This is a genomic window from Acidaminobacter sp. JC074 (assembly GCF_022496765.1).
Classification (GTDB): Bacteria; Bacillota; Clostridia; order Peptostreptococcales; family Acidaminobacteraceae; genus JABXKX01.
In genome coordinates this window covers 1-16,243 of the sequence record NZ_VANV01000037.1, presented here as the reverse complement: position 1 = coordinate 16,243, position 16,243 = coordinate 1, and the positions used below count along the sequence as shown (strand labels likewise).

17 protein-coding genes are annotated in these 16,243 nt (G+C 34.5%); 3 read left to right on the top strand and 14 right to left on the bottom strand.

Features of this window, described 5'->3' with window-relative positions:
• Positions 1-18 precede the first annotated feature (18 nt).
• From EZV73_RS26505 to rlmD, 5 genes are all read right to left on the bottom strand, one after another.
• Positions 19-609: a type IV toxin-antitoxin system AbiEi family antitoxin domain-containing protein gene (locus tag EZV73_RS26505; protein WP_240843556.1), complete on the bottom strand. Its 591-nt coding sequence runs from the start codon at positions 607-609 to the stop codon at positions 19-21.
• 463 nt (positions 610-1,072) lie between these two features.
• Positions 1,073-2,131 (bottom strand): endonuclease/exonuclease/phosphatase family protein, encoded by a 1,059-nt coding sequence (locus tag EZV73_RS26500; protein ID WP_240843555.1) that lies wholly within the window; start codon positions 2,129-2,131, stop codon positions 1,073-1,075.
• A gap of 239 nt (positions 2,132-2,370) precedes the next feature.
• Positions 2,371-3,282 (bottom strand): alpha/beta hydrolase, encoded by a 912-nt coding sequence (locus tag EZV73_RS26495; RefSeq protein ID WP_240843554.1) that lies wholly within the window; start codon positions 3,280-3,282, stop codon positions 2,371-2,373.
• A gap of 293 nt (positions 3,283-3,575) precedes the next feature.
• Positions 3,576-4,067 carry a MarR family transcriptional regulator gene (locus EZV73_RS26490; protein WP_240843553.1) on the bottom strand — a complete coding sequence of 164 codons (492 nt, stop codon included), beginning with the start codon at positions 4,065-4,067 and terminating at the stop codon, positions 3,576-3,578.
• 338 nt (positions 4,068-4,405) lie between these two features.
• Complete coding sequence (rlmD, locus tag EZV73_RS26485; RefSeq protein ID WP_240843552.1) at positions 4,406-5,758, bottom strand: 23S rRNA (uracil(1939)-C(5))-methyltransferase RlmD; 1,353 nt, start codon at positions 5,756-5,758, stop codon at positions 4,406-4,408.
• A gap of 216 nt (positions 5,759-5,974) precedes the next feature.
• On the opposite strand from rlmD, the gene EZV73_RS26480 reads away from it, so the two are divergent.
• On the top strand, positions 5,975-6,865 hold the full coding sequence (locus EZV73_RS26480) for a DMT family transporter (RefSeq protein ID WP_240843551.1): 891 nt from the start codon (positions 5,975-5,977) through the stop codon (positions 6,863-6,865).
• A gap of 11 nt (positions 6,866-6,876) precedes the next feature.
• On the opposite strand, the gene abc-f is transcribed toward EZV73_RS26480, so the two are convergent.
• From abc-f to EZV73_RS26440, 8 genes are all read right to left on the bottom strand, one after another.
• Positions 6,877-8,754: a ribosomal protection-like ABC-F family protein gene (gene abc-f, locus EZV73_RS26475; RefSeq protein WP_240843550.1), complete on the bottom strand. Its 1,878-nt coding sequence runs from the start codon at positions 8,752-8,754 to the stop codon at positions 6,877-6,879.
• A gap of 167 nt (positions 8,755-8,921) precedes the next feature.
• Positions 8,922-9,566: an HAD family phosphatase gene (locus tag EZV73_RS26470; RefSeq protein WP_240843549.1), complete on the bottom strand. Its 645-nt coding sequence runs from the start codon at positions 9,564-9,566 to the stop codon at positions 8,922-8,924.
• A 69-nt stretch (positions 9,567-9,635) separates the two neighbouring features.
• Positions 9,636-10,058, bottom strand: coding sequence for a thioesterase family protein (locus EZV73_RS26465; RefSeq protein ID WP_240843548.1), 423 nt, complete (start codon positions 10,056-10,058; stop codon positions 9,636-9,638).
• A gap of 72 nt (positions 10,059-10,130) precedes the next feature.
• The gene (locus EZV73_RS26460) at positions 10,131-10,673 is read right to left on the bottom strand and encodes a DUF6648 family protein (protein WP_240843546.1); all 543 of its coding nucleotides are present in this window, start codon (positions 10,671-10,673) and stop codon (positions 10,131-10,133) included.
• A gap of 65 nt (positions 10,674-10,738) precedes the next feature.
• Complete coding sequence (locus EZV73_RS26455) at positions 10,739-11,428, bottom strand: metallophosphoesterase (protein ID WP_240843544.1); 690 nt, start codon at positions 11,426-11,428, stop codon at positions 10,739-10,741.
• Between the two features lie 23 nt (positions 11,429-11,451).
• On the bottom strand, positions 11,452-12,279 hold the full coding sequence (locus tag EZV73_RS26450; RefSeq protein ID WP_240843542.1) for a GTP pyrophosphokinase family protein: 828 nt from the start codon (positions 12,277-12,279) through the stop codon (positions 11,452-11,454).
• Between the two features lie 76 nt (positions 12,280-12,355).
• On the bottom strand, positions 12,356-13,300 hold the full coding sequence (locus tag EZV73_RS26445) for a TIGR01212 family radical SAM protein (RefSeq protein WP_240843541.1): 945 nt from the start codon (positions 13,298-13,300) through the stop codon (positions 12,356-12,358).
• 52 nt (positions 13,301-13,352) lie between these two features.
• Entirely contained in the window at positions 13,353-13,754 is a 402-nt protein-coding gene (locus EZV73_RS26440; RefSeq protein ID WP_240843540.1) for a universal stress protein, read from the bottom strand.
• Positions 13,755-13,860: 106 nt separating this feature from the next.
• On the opposite strand from EZV73_RS26440, the gene EZV73_RS26435 reads away from it, so the two are divergent.
• Positions 13,861-14,100 (top strand): hypothetical protein, encoded by a 240-nt coding sequence (locus EZV73_RS26435; protein ID WP_240843538.1) that lies wholly within the window; start codon positions 13,861-13,863, stop codon positions 14,098-14,100.
• Positions 14,101-14,112: 12 nt separating this feature from the next.
• Here the strand turns inward: EZV73_RS26435 and EZV73_RS26430 are convergent, their stop codons facing one another.
• Complete coding sequence (locus tag EZV73_RS26430) at positions 14,113-15,099, bottom strand: P1 family peptidase (protein ID WP_240843537.1); 987 nt, start codon at positions 15,097-15,099, stop codon at positions 14,113-14,115.
• A 96-nt stretch (positions 15,100-15,195) separates the two neighbouring features.
• Here EZV73_RS26430 and EZV73_RS26425 point away from each other — a divergent pair, with 96 nt between their 5' ends.
• Positions 15,196-16,071 carry an HD-GYP domain-containing protein gene (locus EZV73_RS26425; RefSeq protein ID WP_240843536.1) on the top strand — a complete coding sequence of 292 codons (876 nt, stop codon included), beginning with the start codon at positions 15,196-15,198 and terminating at the stop codon, positions 16,069-16,071.
• Positions 16,072-16,243 lie beyond the last annotated feature (172 nt).

The following is a 16,243-nucleotide window of genomic DNA, read 5'->3' as shown; positions in this document are numbered from 1 at the left end:
CTTTAAGCGCTCTTGAATTCAAATCAAAACCTCCATTGTATCCAAAACTTTTTTCTCTATACCTAATTTTTTTGCATATATCATTAATAATGAAAACTTCGATTTTCTACGTTCTGCATAAAGACGTAAAGCATTATTTACAAGGTATTTATCCATATTTGATTTGTTTTTTATAACATCACATATCGTTCTTTCAATGTCATATACCAAGATTTCATTACCTTGTGGTGATATCATTTTTATTCTGCCCAAATCAATTACTTGCGGTTTAACATATTTAAAACTAACAGGTAAGTCCTTCATGCTTGAAGTATTATAATTTGCTGGAACTGTTAAAACATGTGATGCTGGTGTTCTATCAGTTAAATCATGTAAGTATAAGGCTGATTCATGCGAAAACACACCTTGTCTACATCTATTATGTATGATGAACATAACATCAGGAATTTCATTCATTAATGAAAACACTCCACTAGAGATTAATTGTAGTTTTCCTTTATCCTTTAAACGGTATAAAGAACTTCTAGATATTCCTAACTTTAAAGCATCCTTCACTGTAATAACACCATTATTTTCATCTATTATTCTTAATATCTCATAACTTTTCATATTTTCCCCATTAATACATATGTTCTGATTTCATTAATAATTATCAGCGAATTTGTCTCTTTAATTATATCACATACCAAGACAAATTCAATGATTCGATACGTTTTTTTCAGTGTTATTGTCTCATTAATTAAATTTTATTCTAGTGCTAGCAAATGGCTATAACTCAAGCACCATAACAAACTTATAGCTATAATATTCTTCAGTTTATTAATAGATGGTTAAATTCAACTTAATGAAAAAAACTTCCGAAATTATCCGAAAGTTTCATGTTAATTATAATATCATAACTTTTAACAACGAAGTATTACATGGTATACCTAGATAGAATGTGTCTGCTCTGGTTCAAGGAGCCTCTTCTAGACAAGTCCATAGCTTCTATTATACAAAATAAAGGACTTCAAAACTATAACTTAACTAGTTTAGAACTTAACTCAAGTGGCTACAAACATTTGTACTTCAACTATTTTAGAGTCACTACGATTTGTACAGGATTATGATCAGAATATTTAAAGTTTAAATCTAGAACTTCTGAACTTACTAATGACACATTTGGAGATACTAAAAATCCATCAATGATGCCAGTTTGTGTAAAGCCTTCTTTATAAGGTTCATTAAGAAGTCTATAGGTTGGTGCACCATCTCCATAGCCGAATGTCCATCCAGCAGCCAACCAATCCTTCTCTATTTGATTTGGTAGCCAATATTCGCCTCCCTTATATAAAGGATAATTATTAGAATCTACTCCTGGAAAAGTTTGATTCCAATCACCACCTAGTACGACATAATTTCCTTTATCATATTCATCTAAGACAAAATCTTTGATAAATGTCAACTGTTGAGCTCTGATTGATCCATCATCATATGCAGAGAAATGTGCATTAATAACAAGTAGCTCTGCTTGAGTTCCTTCTACTGGGAGTCTTGATACCAACATGCACCTATCTAACATAGCCAGCTTTTTAGGCCAATCAAACTCCCCTGGAAGTGTGTATCTTGAAACGTCATTAACACTGTATGTAGTATATGACCCTAGGCCAGCTTTTGCTTTTCCTATAGGTGGCAGTGGAAAAGGAACAAACTGTACATCAAAGTTCTTACCAAAACTATTGCTATAATTCATTAAAGCATCATCAATAAAAATTTTCTGATCAATGTTATACGACCTTCTAGAATCAAGATCTATTTCTTGTAACATGATAAAGTCAGCCTGAGACGACTCTAACACCTTAACAACTTCTTTTAAATTATCCTGAACGACTTGAGCATTATCTGGTCTGACTTTTGTTCCGTCATCCAAAAATAGATCTTCTTCCTCACCAGACCCACAAAAGCCTATGTTCCATGATAAAAAAGTTATTGGCACACTCTTTTCAGTTACTAAAAACTTATTATCAACTACTTGGACCTCTTCAACTGGTTCCGGCTTATAATCTGTTACTGTCAAAAAAACAAACAAGCCTGCTAAAGATAAGGTAGCCACAATGACTATACCTATTACAATACTAATTAATGTCTTCATTTAAATCCCCCTCTGAGCTTCAGATTATTACAGATGGCTATTCTATGCGATACTTTTTCCAACCATCAAAATAAATATCTTATCATATACTCATTTCGTCAATCCCAATAAGAACTTGCGCCCCTACAATCAAATCTTTCTTCATTATTTTCTCTTAGAAATACAGCAAAATCGCTGTATCAAATAATTGTGAAACGCCTTCTTTCTTACTCAATTACTATATAATCCAGTTCGCTCATTTACACATCAAGAACTAAAATTCTGTTCATCCAATCAAGAGTATCTTGGTATACCTCTTCTTTATTCGTTTCGTTCAACACTTCGTGAAACGCATCATCATAAACTTTAAACTCAATATCTTTTACGCCTGCATTCTTATATGATTCATACACTCTTTTGATTTTTAGTCCACCAACTTTATCTTTAGACCCTGAAAATAAGTACATCGGCAAATGAGTTGGAACACTTGAATAGTGAGTAGTTCTACTAACATTGATTATCCCACTAATCATTTCATGCAAATACTCAAGGGTGCATGTATAACCACAATAAGGGTCATTTTTATAGTTTTTTTCGATTTCCAAATCTCTACTTAATCTTAGTTTTCCATATACTAAACTGTGAAAAAATGATGATCTGAACTTCTTTCCATGTTTATTCATATTTAGTTTAATTAACCTCAGGAATAATTGTAACTTAGTAATATTAAAAAAATCATTAGAAACAGAACCACTTAGCATTACACCATCAACTTCATTACCGTATCTTCCGGCAAAATCTCTTGCCTCTATTGACCCCATACTATGTCCTAAGATAAAAATAGGAAGTTGAGAGTACTCACTTTTAATGAGTTTTGTCAGTTGATAGACATCGTTAATGGCCATATCCCATCCACCATTATCTTCAGAAAATAAAGATAGGTATTCTTGGTTAAATGCAGTTTCTCCATGTCCTCTTTGATCAAATATATACACTCCAAATCCTCTTTCAGTCAACCATCTACCATATTCTCGGTATCTCGCAGAATGCTCTACAGAACCATGTATAATCTGTAAAACACCTTTCAAATTGCTGTCATCTGGTAACCATTTGAAGCCATTCAACTTTAGACCATCTTCTTCTGAGTTAAATGTAAACCTAGTTTCAATCATTTATGTCCTCCTTTTTCTCAACCGAGTTGAGTATATACTAAACCAAGTTGAGGATTTTGTCAATATTTACTGACAAAATATTCAAACAAATTATAAGTAGTAAGAATAAATTAAGACTGGTACAGAAATGCTTGAGAAAATCATCAAAAAAAATCCACCTCTTTCAAAGTAGATTTTTAAATACTTATATTTAAACATTATAACCCATGTGAACTTCTTCTTAAGAGTTTAACGATTGTATAATAAATGACTTATTTCATTTAGCATAAGCTTTATATATCCTGTGTTTCAACCTAAAGTTTTTTTGTTCTAAATTTTTCCAGTTGTTCTTCATAGTTCTCTGTAAAATCAACCAAAGTTTGAAAAAAATCATGCAGGACTTCTTTTTCTTTTTCACTTGCAGAATCTATTTTTTCAAATACCTTTTTAAAATAATTGATATATGTAAATTCTTGATAAAGCTTATAAGTTTCTTCTCCTAAAGTTGTAACTTTTATCTTCTTTTCCTTTTTATTAGTTGGTAATTTATATCGTTCTACTAGACCTCTTTTTTCAAGCTTTATAATAGATTTACTTACGGCTGCTAGTGAAACACCGATTTTTATTGCTAAATCTGTCAAAATGACATCTTTATCATCTAGAATTCTCTCTATAATCTGGATCTCAGAGATTGATATTGGTGTATTATTGCCATAATCAACTTGTTTTTTATGATATGATACATAACCATTCAACGATTGTACAAATAATCGAAGTTCTTTTTCATATGAATCCAAAAAAGTCATTTAATTCTCCTTACATAGACTTCTATAAAAATACTTATTATACCTATAAGGTTAGTGATCTCTGTCCAAAGAAATACATCATCATGAAACTACAATTAAAACAATATCAGCAATAACAATCATTTTTCTTAACTAGTTATCTCTGTAAATCATTAAACATCCAGCACTTTTTCTTAGTAGAACAATTATATCATTCCCATTTATTATTCACAATTTATTCTTCGATTTATTCTTCGATTTATTCTTCGATTTATTCTTCGATTTATAAATCGATAATTAAACTCAGTTTTTAAGCAGACTAAAAAAACTTTCGAAGTTAATCGAAAGTTTCATGTTAATTATTGTAATTTTAGTTTTACAACCGTTTCTAAATGAGGCGTATGGCAGAACATATCTACACATGTCACGCGTTCTACTTTGTAGCCGGCCTTTTGTAACTGTTGTAAATTGACTGCTAATGTCTTTGGATTACATGAAATATATGTGATGCCATCAACTTTATAATCAATAATTTTTTTAAGAGTCTTCTCTAGAATTCCCATTCTAGGTGGGTCTAACACGATATAATCTGGTCTTTCTTTGATTTCTTCTAACTTGTCAAATACATCACCAGCAATAAATTCAGCGTTTTCTATCTTATTAAGTGCAGCATTTTCTTTAGCTGCTACTACAGCATCTTCAATCAGCTCAATACCATATACTTTCTTGGCCTTCTTAGACATAATCTGACCAATTGTACCTGTACCTGAAAATAAGTCAAATACAACCTTTGATTCGATGTCATCCATATGGTCCATAGCGGTATTATAAAGTACTTCTGCACCAAAAGTGTTTGTTTGGAAAAATGAGAAGAAAGAAACTTTAAATCTTAAATCAAATAACTCCTCATAGTAATATTCTCTACCATAAAGTACCTTGATAGGTCCTTGTACAACATCACCCATACCATCATTTAAGATATGAAGAATACCTACAATTTCACCATCTAACTCTAAATCTAAAAGCATCTTTACATAAGCATCATAATCCATATCAAATTGAGTGGATGCAGAAAGACCAATTAAAATTTCACCAGTTTTAAGACCTTTTCTTACAGTTAGATGTCTTAGGAAACCTTCATGGCTTCGCTTATTGTATTTAGGCATATTATGTTCTACACAAAAGTTTAAAATAGCATCAGAAATAATGGTAAAGTCCTTTTGACATATATGGCAGTTAGGCACATTAACAACATCATGCATACGACCCTTTTTGTGCATCCCTAACTGTAATGGACCATTTTTCTCTTCATCACCAAACGAAAACTCCATCTTATTTCTGTACTCATAAATCAATGGACTTTTTATAACGCCACCGTATTCATAATCATTAATATTATTATCTGATAGAAGTTTTTCTACCATTCTCGCTTTGTTCTTAACTTGGTCATCATAGCTTAGTGTTTGTATCGCACATCCGCCGCATTTACCAAAGTGCTCACAGAAAGATTCTACTTCCATAGGTGATCTTTCTAGAACCTTTACAAGTTTAGCTTCCACATGCTCTTTTCTTTTCTTTTTTACTCTAGCCTGAACCACTTGCCCAGGTAAAGTATTTTTCACATGTATAGGCTTATCATTAAAGGTACCTACACCCTTACTTGGAAATCTAACATCATCTATTGTTAGTTCTATTAATTGTCCTCTTTTCATGACACACTCCTTCATATACTCGCCTATTATAATACGAGAACCCACCTTATGACAACAACTTTTTTTCTAATGGACAAAATGTAGGTTGATGTATGTATAATAAACAGACTGTACTAACCTGTATCACACTTAGATAGTAGGCCTACTTTATGAAGGTATTTTTTCCGTCTATTGTTCTTCGCCTCCCGAAATGTTATACTCCACTTGGAGGTTTTTATGAATTTAACTGGAGAATTTGCAGCACTGGCGACAGCCTTTTGCTGGTCTATTACAGCAACATCATTTGAAGTTGCAGGAAAAAAAGTTGGCTCTCAACCACTCAACTTAATACGTCTTTTAATAGGTTCCATCTTTTTGATGATTTTTACATACCTCACAAGAGGACTAGCCTTTCCACTTGATGCATCATTTGAAACTTGGAAGTGGTTATTTCTATCGGGTCTAGTGGGACTTGTTATAGGAGATTTGCTTTTATTTGAAGCTTTTGTCAGAATAGGTGCAAGAATATCCATGCTGATTTATGCAAGTGTACCGCCTATGAGTGGCATACTTGCCTACTTTTTACTTGGTGAATCCATGCGTCCTACACAAATTTTAGGTATGTTTGTCACTTTAACAGGTATAGCCATTGTTATATTAACCAAGGACAGCGGCAACAAGGTAAAGCTGTCACATCCTATAGCCGGCATACTACTGGCATTTGGTGGTGCTTTTGGACAAGCACTCGGTTACATCATAGGAAAGTTCGGACTTGAAAACTACGATGCCTTTGCGGCAACTCAAATCAGACTTGTAGCTGGTATCATCGGTTTTACTATCCTCTTTTCAATAAGAGGTACTTGGAAAAGCTTTTTTGCAGCCTTTAAAGAAAAAACTGCTATGGGCTTTATTACTCTAGGTTCTTTTTTCGGCCCGTTTTTAGGAATTTCTTTATCCCTACTGGCCATTCAACATACCAATCCAGGTGTCGCATCGACTCTAACATCAATCACACCTGTACTTTTAATACCGGTGGCCATCTTTGTTCGTAAAGAACACGTATCTCTTAAAGAAACACTGGGCGCATTTATTGCCATAGCTGGTGTTGCCATTATATTTTTACTATAAGAAATGGATGTCTATTGATAAGACATCCATTTTTCCATTAAGGCTTCTAGTTTCTTGTTTTCATCATTTAGTTGATTTTGAAGTTTCATTAACTCCTGATAATCTCCTTGTTCTGCCATAAGGTTTTCAAGTGAGACTATTTCTTCTTCTACATCTTCAATGGCTAACTCAAGCTCTTCAAGCTCTCTTTGCTTAAAGATATTTAGCCCCTTCTTTTCTGACTTTTCTTTAACCTGAACCTTCTTTTCCTTTACAAGCGGCAGAGGTTCAAGGTTTAATTTTTCAACTTGATCTTTAAAATACTGATAATTACCATGATAAGTTATAAGCTTTTTATCTTCAATTCTAATGACCTTTGTAGCAAGCTGGTCTATAAAGTATCTGTCATGAGAGATAAATAGAACTGTACCTGAAAACAGCTTTAGGGCTTGTTCAATCATTTCTCTTGAATCTATGTCCACGTGGTTGGTTGGTTCATCTAATATCAGAAAGTTGATTTTCTCTTCCATCATCATACATAAAGACAGTCTTACTTTTTCACCACCTGACAAGTTACCAATGGTCTTAAAGACATCATCAGAATAAAACAAGAACCTGGCAAGCTTTCTTCTAGCCACTTCTTCAGTCAATGCATAGTGATCTTTAAAGCCTTGTAGGACTGACTTTTCAGGAAAATCAAAGTGTATTTCTTGTTCCATATAACCAATCTTTGCACTTTCAGATACCTTTAAAGACCCTTTATCAGGTACTTCTTGACCTAAGATCATCTTTAAAAGAGTGGTCTTCCCTGAACCATTCTTACCTAAAAAGGCCACGAAATCTTGGTACATGACATCCATTTCTACCTCTTCAAGAAGTGGCTTGCTGTCAAAGCCTTTTGATAAGTCCCGTATTCTAATAACTTCCTTACCAGATCTTTTTTCCTCATTAAAAGACAAGGCAATCTTCTTATGGTTACCTGGTCTGTCTAGCTTATCCATTTTATCAAGACGTTTTTCAACCTGCTTGGCTTTTACAAACATAGCTTCATTATCAGCCCTGGTACCCCAGTCTCTGAATCGCTTGATGGCCTCTTCCATGGCCTTGATTTTACGTTGTTGCTGTTTATATTGTTCTAGTTGCTCTAAGATACGACGTTCTTTTTCTTTTACATAGTATGAGTAATTACCGTGAAATTTAGATGTTGTACCACCTTCTATCTCATAGATTTCACTGACAACAGCATCTAAAAAGTATCTATCATGGGAAATGATTAAAACACTGCCTTCATAATCCTTAAGGTAGTCTTCTAACCATTCAACAGAATCTAAATCCAAATGGTTTGTCGGCTCATCTAAAAGAAGAATACTGGGACTCTCTAAAAGGATCTTGGCTAAGATTACCCTGGTCTTTTCACCACCTGATAAACGCTCAAAAGGCTGTGTCAGAAAATCCTCTTTAAACTTAAAGCCCGAACAGATTCTATCGACTCTTTCTTTGGTTTCATAGCCGCCCTTAAGTTCATAAGTCGCTTGTAAACTACCATAAGCTTTTAATACTCTATCATAATCGTCCATGTCTGGATTAGAAAGCTTGTCTTCTAATGATTTTAATGACTTGGACATTTCTTCTAACTCGTTAAATGCTAAGTGCAAAACATCTAGTACAGACTTATTAGGATATGAAGGTATCTGGTCTAAGTAACCAACTGTCGCACCCTTTCTATAAGTAATCTGACCATCATTGTAATTTTCAATGCCAGCAATGATCTTAAAGACTGTGGTTTTTCCTGTACCATTTCTACCAATCAGTCCCACACGTGATTTTGAATGTAACTCAAAACTGATGTCATCAAATACCTTGGTCGCACCGAAATATTTATTAACGTTTTTTAATGCTAAATCTATCATATTTTTCTCCTCTAGAATACAAAGAAAAACACGGCATGCCGTGTTTATTAAACTCTATCGGATTGTCATATCAGCTCTGATGACAATTTGATTTATTAACAGTTTATTCATAAGGCCCTCCACTATTAATATACCATAGCTTAGGGTAATTATTCTTTACAAACTGATTACACCAACTCACTGTAACACATCAAGTAGTGATCAGCCGATGCCTTAATTTCTTCCATATACTCTTCTGAAAGCGCATCATAAATTGCAATAACATCCATACCAGCAGATTTTCCAGCCAATACCCCTGCATGGGTGTCTTCAAATACAAGGCATTCTTCAGGTGAAACCCTCATCAACTCTGCAGCCTTCAAGAATACATCAGGCTCTGGTTTACCTTTTTTTACATCACATGAGGTCACTAGGACTTCAAAGTAATCATTGATCTTGTTGTTTACAAGCACACTTTCAGCCAATTCTCTAGAATTACTTGTGGCAATCCCCATCTTAATACCTTTTTCTCTTAAAAGATCCAAAAGTTCCTGAATGCCTTTTTTCAAGACAATCTTTTCAGCATAAAATTCCTTTGACATCTCAATCCATCTGGCTTTGATGGTTTCAATGTCATCTTCAATTTTAAACCTATCTTTAAAGTACTGGGCAGTCTCTGTAAAGGAACACCCCTCTATTTCCTTTTGCAAATCTTCTGGTAGTTCATGACCTTTTTCTTTCAAATAGTCAATATCTATCTGCTCCCAAATCCACATGGAATCTACCAGTGTACCATCTAAATCAAATATAACTGCTGTATAATCTTTAATCATAAAAATCTCCAATCTAAAAATCAGCCTAAGCTGATTTTAGTGTAACCAAATAAATGAAATTTTTCAACATTAAAGACCAAGTCTTTTGACTCTTTCATCTGTTTTTGCAAAGAAAGATTCTCTGTTTACAATGTTTCTTACATGTACGCCGTTGGCAATCGGTCCAATTTCATCAAATGCTTTAAAAGCTAAAAAGATACATTCATCGCTTTCATGAATCTCTTTAATCTCTATTTCGACAGTGACTGTCTCACCTACTTTTGTAGGTTTTGTATGGGTAATACCCATTTCATTTCCAATAGAGATCACACCTTCTGATAGTTTTAAATCAATGAGTCCCACTGCTGCCTCTATAACCATCGCAACCAAACCAGGTGTGCCTAGTAAATTGCTTAAACGTTTGGTCCCATAATTGTGCGCAGCATCGGCCTCTGTAATTTTTTTCTGAACCACATATTTGTCCCCTACTTTAAACTTTGTAAATTCGTTCAAACAATCACCTCCTGTTATTTAATGTATACCACAGGCCGGCAAAAAATAAACAAAACCTTGGTTAAACCAAGGTTAATAAACTGAATTTACATAAGAGTGAATGACCGAATCCTTGTAGACCGGGCTGAATACACGATGTTCTCTCAGTCTCTTTAAAATTTTTGGATTCATAGAATGAAAAATTGCTCTGTTAAAGTCTTTAAATACAACTTCAAAAAGTTTTCCATCTAATCGGTTAGACTGCATATGCATAAAATAAGCTTCCACACTTTTATAATCAACCAGTTCCAACAAACTCAGTGTGGCTTCATCTTTATACTTATAGTATTCAAACTCCTCTTCCTTATAGGCTTCTGCACCCTTAGGATCAAAATAAGCACAATCCTGGGCTTGTAAGTTGGCATACTTAGCCATTATGTTGTAATACTGATAATTATAGATACACTGGGAAAAGTCCAATTTACCCGAAAATGGACTGATGTTCAAATCCGTAATAAACTTATAATTCTCTTCTATAAATGCTGTTTTAGACATTCTACCATTGGTATACTTATCTATCAGTTCATCTCTATTCTTAAAAAAACGCTCCATTAAGTCGCATGCTTGTTTACTCATTTTTTCTCCATCCCGTTAGGAAATGCGGCTAATATATACCTAAGAAGATAATACCTTCTGAAGGCCTAAATGTCTATATGTTTTGGTACAAAATTCAAATAATCAGAGGATACAAAGTGGTAATCGACATTATTTACCAGTCCTTTTAAACTCAGATGCCAACAATACTTTGTGTGAAGATGGCCATAAACCACATGACTGACCCCATAGTCTTCTAGTATTTCTTGAATAGGTGACAATTCCTTTTTATCATTGGTCGGCGGATAGTGAAGCATGACAAGTATCTTGTCAAACCCATCAGCTTTTGCCTTGTCTAGTGAAAGCTTAAGTCTATGACACTCTCTATTGTAAATCTTCTCATCCTGTTCAGTAAAGGCTGTATCATTGGGTGATATCCAGCCGCGAGAACCGCATATGGCAATGTCACCAACAGCTTCATATGAATTATGAATAAAGGAGATGGAATCAAATAAGGGATTCATCTTTTTTAAAGTCTCCCACCAGTAATCATGATTGCCTCTGGTGATGATCTTTCTACCAGGAAGGTCATCAATCCAAGCAAGGTCAATTTTGGCTTCGTTCAAGCTAATTGCCCAGCAAACATCACCAGGTATTAAAACTGTGTCCTCATCAGTGACTGTTTCACACCAGGCTTCTTTTATTCTATTCATGTAACCTGTCCAGTTATCACCAAACACGTCCATCGGCTTGTCTACCGACAGACTTAAGTGTAAATCACCGATTGCGTAAATCATACCTTCTCCATGAAAAAGGAAGCCTAAGCTTCCTCACTTGCATTATTCTTAAACAGTTGATACCTAGGCATTACTTCTTTTATCTCATATAATAAATTGTCAAGTGCCTCTTGGTCTCCAGAGTTGCAGATTTCATCAAACTCCTCTTGGAAGTTCAAGGCTTTTTCCTGCTCTCCAGAGCTATGTAAAACTCTAATACTATCCACAATGTCTCTGATAACATTAGATTTTTCTTCAAACATCAATTGTGCTTTTATAATCTCATTTCTTATTTCACACATCTCTAAATCAAGCTTTGCCGCAGCTTCTGCTGAAGCCTTCAAACGATCCTTGATACGTTCTGGCATATTTTGCTTATATTTATAGTTCAGTGAATGTTCTATGGTTGCCCAGAAGTTCATAGCCAAGGTTCTGATCTGAATCTCAGCAAGTATTTCTTTCTCCCCATATGCTGTTTGTACTGGATACTTGATGATCATATGATAGCTTTTGTAACCAGATGTTTTTTCGTTTCTTATGTAATCCTTCTCATAGACAATCTTTAAGTCTTTACCATCTCTGTTTCTGATAATATTTACAACAGAATAAATGTCATCCTGGAACTGACACATGATACGGATACCCGCTATGTCTTCCATTTGTTCTTCTATCAGTGACTCATCTATGCCATTTCTATGAGATTTCTCAATAATGCTCGAGATTTTCTTAACACGGCCTGTTACAAATTCGATTGGCGAATACTCGCTCATGTCACGGTATTCTTTACGAATGGCTTTGAATTTAACTTTCAATTCTTCTACAGCTTGTTCATAGGGTTGTAAAAGTCTTTTCCACTGTCTCACTTTATTCATAATAGCTCCAAATCAACAAAATACATTACAATCAACTACCTACAATTATACCAAGAAATTATGATTAATGAAATAATTATACAAACTTTTTCACTGCTTTACCGCCTAGATAATCGCACTTGTCTCCTTGGCTAGCATCTAGGGTTTCCAGTCTTTCTTCAATCATGTCATGAATCTTCCACCAAGACATGTCCCAATTGCAAAATAAGGTTTCTTCTTTTGGTGCTCTACCCAGTAGGCGCTGAAAAGCAACTTTAGGCTGTGTATATCTTATGAATTCTACAACTTTATCCACATAGGCATCAACACTTTCCACAGTAAACTCTTCACTTTCAAACTGCTGGCCCATAATTGTATTTCTTAAAATGTAAAGTGAATGGATTTTAATCAAATCTATATCTAAAGCCGCCATTACTTTAGCAGTCTCTATAATATCTGATTTATCATCCCATGGCAAGTTTAAAATCAAATGAACACCAACTTTAAAGTCATAAGACTTTATACGTCTAACAGCATCTATAAATTCTGCAAGACTATGGCCCCTGTTGATTTTTTCTAAAGTATCGTGTTTCATACTCTGAAGGCCAAGCTCTACAGAGATATTTACACCATATGTTTTACTGATTTCATCCAGTATATCTAAATAGGCATCATGGATACAATCCGGTCTTGATGATATACATATTTCTACAACGTCCTCAATACAAGCTTCTTCTACAGCTGTTTTAAACTCGTCTAAAGGCATGTAGGTATTGGTGAAGTTCTGAAAGTAGGCTATGTATTTTTTTGCCTTGTATCTTTTCATCATTCTTTCTATGTTCATGACTAACTGACTTTTAACATCTATGGTGTTTTCAAGACTTTCAAAACCTGTCGCCACATCACCGCAGAAGGTACAACCACCATCAGCTACTTGACCATCCCTATTTGGACAGGTCAAAGGTAGGTTAACAGGAATCTTATAAACCTTCTCGCCATACATGTCTTTTAAATATGTTGAATACTTCTTATATCTATCCATTTTTATACCTCGATATACAAATACACAAACGAAAAAAAATGGGCAATGCCCATTATTCGTTCATTTCATAATCCTGTGCAACAATGTCAAACATCACTTGCTTCTTTGTTCTCTCTTGAAGCCTGTTGATCATATTTTGTTGCTGGCTGGTCTCTAGTGATTCACCCATTACGATGACATCTACACTTTCTTTTTCAGCAAAGTCTGCTAGTGTACCTTCAATGTCTTTAGCCTTAAAAACATTCAGTGTCGCACCATACTCTTTTGCACTGTCAAAAAGATACTCAAGTGCATCTGCTTCTTTAAGTTGACCAAAATACTTCCAGTTCTCTTTAACAACATGAATGACAAATAACTCGTCCTCTTCATGCTTCTTTAAATTATGAGCCCTATGAATCAGTCTCTTACAAAGCTTTTGTTGTGTCACACAGACCATTATTTTGTTGTTTTCCATACATCCTCCAAAACATAACTTGCTTATGTGTGTATATTATACTACAATTTAGAGGTAATCAAGTCAGATGATTCAAAGATTTATTTTTTTTTAATGTGGAGGTCCTATGAAAAGATATACAAAGATGATTGGCATAACAGGTTCACACTATACCATTGAGTTTGAAAAAATCAAACACCATTCTAATAAAATAAGAGAAGTCCGAGAAGATACTGTTGCCAAAGCTTTTGTACAAGGAAAAGCAGAAGTTCTAGTCATTTTTGAAGAGACAGGCAAACAATTATTACTGGACAACTTTAGTGATCGTGATCAAATCAAAAAATATTTAGGCAAAAAATTCTTATAGCGCTCTTAAGCGCTATAACAAGTTTTTGAGTGCTTTTCTATTATGACCTGAGAAGCCTGTTACCTCATCAGCAGACAATAAAGAATCATAAATGGATTCTTCAATGACTTCAACAGCTGCTTTAAAAACAAGATCCATATAGTCGTCATGTAAAATTTCTCTATTTACAGTCACATCATAAGCCTTAGATGTGACAGGTGAATCCGTTGTAAAGGCAATGACAATATCACCACTACCATGAGAAATATAAGTACCTGTTCGAGCAAGACCAGCTCCCGCACGCTTTGACATACGTTTAAGTTGATGGGACTCTAAAGGCAAGTCTGTGGCAAGAATCATGATGATAGACCCTTTATCTGGCGTTTCATCAAGAGTAAGCTTGTCTTTAAGCTCAGGCCCAATTTTTTTACCATCATAAATCAAATCCTCTAACTTACCCATATTGGTAAGCACCAGACCGCCTACTGTAAATCTAAGGTCTTCAATTTCAATGATTCTAGAAGCTGTGCCGATACCACCTTTTAAGTGATAACAAGACATGCCTCTCCCAGCTCCGACAGCCCCACGTTCAAAGTCTTCACCTGCATTGTTCAAAGCAGATAAAACATCATGTTCTGTGATGCTTTGTTTTCTTATATTATTTAAATAACCGTCATTACATTCACACACCACTGGATTGACAGTGCCCTTAAGACCAATTTCATCAAAGTGAGACAACATAAATTTTATCAGACAGTCTGATACATGGCCTGCACTTAAGGTGTTCGTCAAAAGTATAGGTGTCTCCAAGGTATAGAGTTCATCCACTTGAATCAAACCAATGGACTTACCAAAGCCATTGATAACATGACAAGCTGCCCTTGTCTTTTCTCTAAACCAGTTAAACCTTCTAGGTAAAATTGCTGTCACGCCAGTCTGTACGTCGCCATCTACATGGGTAGCATGACCGACATAAACACCTTCAACATCTGTTATAGCATTTCTTCTTCCTTTTTTCATAAAAGCCTCTTTTCTTTAAATAATTATACAACAAAATCAATTAGGCATTCTATAAATTTAGACAAATATGTTTTATAATTATCTTATGGAGGACCTATGAAATCTTATATTAATTTTAGCAAATCACCTGTACAGCAAGAAGGATTCAAGCCCATCGTCAAACTTTTAGGCGCTGAGGATAACATAGAAGTCAGCCGTTATGAGGTTGGCAAAAATAGTATGTTCTTTGTAAATCCGACGCTGCAAGTCGGGACTTATGAATTCTATTATATTGTTTCAGGAAAAGTTTTATACAATGATAAAGTCTATACAGCCAATGATTTTTATGAGGTTTATAATATTGATGAACCTTTTAAAATCAAAGCTTTAGAAGATACAGTTATCCTGTTTATTTCCTCTCGTGCTGGTGAATTTTCAGATGCGCTTGAGTTTAACGAAAATCTAGTTGAGCAGTTAGAAGCTATCCAGGCTAAAGACCACTATACCTTTGAACATTGCAGACGTGTTAAAAGGCATGTTCACGATATAGGCGAATACTTAAATCTATCAGATGGCGACATTAAAAACATGGTACTGGCTGCTTATTTTCATGATGTAGGCAAAATATTAATACCAGATCATATACTCAATAAAGCTGGTAAACTGACCAAAGAAGAATATGACTTGATGAAAACCCATGTCATCCATAGTGAAACCATCATTCAAGAAAACCTCGGCAAAGAAGTTTCTGATATATTGATATTACATCACGAAAGACTAGATGGTTCAGGTTATCCTAAAGGTGTAAAAGACATACCTCTACAAGGCCGAATTTTAGCGGTAGTGGACTCCTTTGATGCTATGACAACAGATAGAGTCTATAAAAAGGGTATGAAAAAAGAGGAGGCCATAGAAGAACTCCTCAGCTTAAATCATCAGTATGATCAAGAAATCGTTAAAATACTAGAAAAATTGGTCATTAAAAAAGCCTGATCACTCAGGCTTTACTTTTTTATTGGTTCTATAATTTTTGGTGTGGGTGAAAACTCACACCATTATTTATTTACAAAAAATAAGACATGAGAAGTTCATATACTTTATAATGTAATCACCACAAAAACTAATATAAAGGAGAACTCTCATGCCTAATACTGATTTTATACGA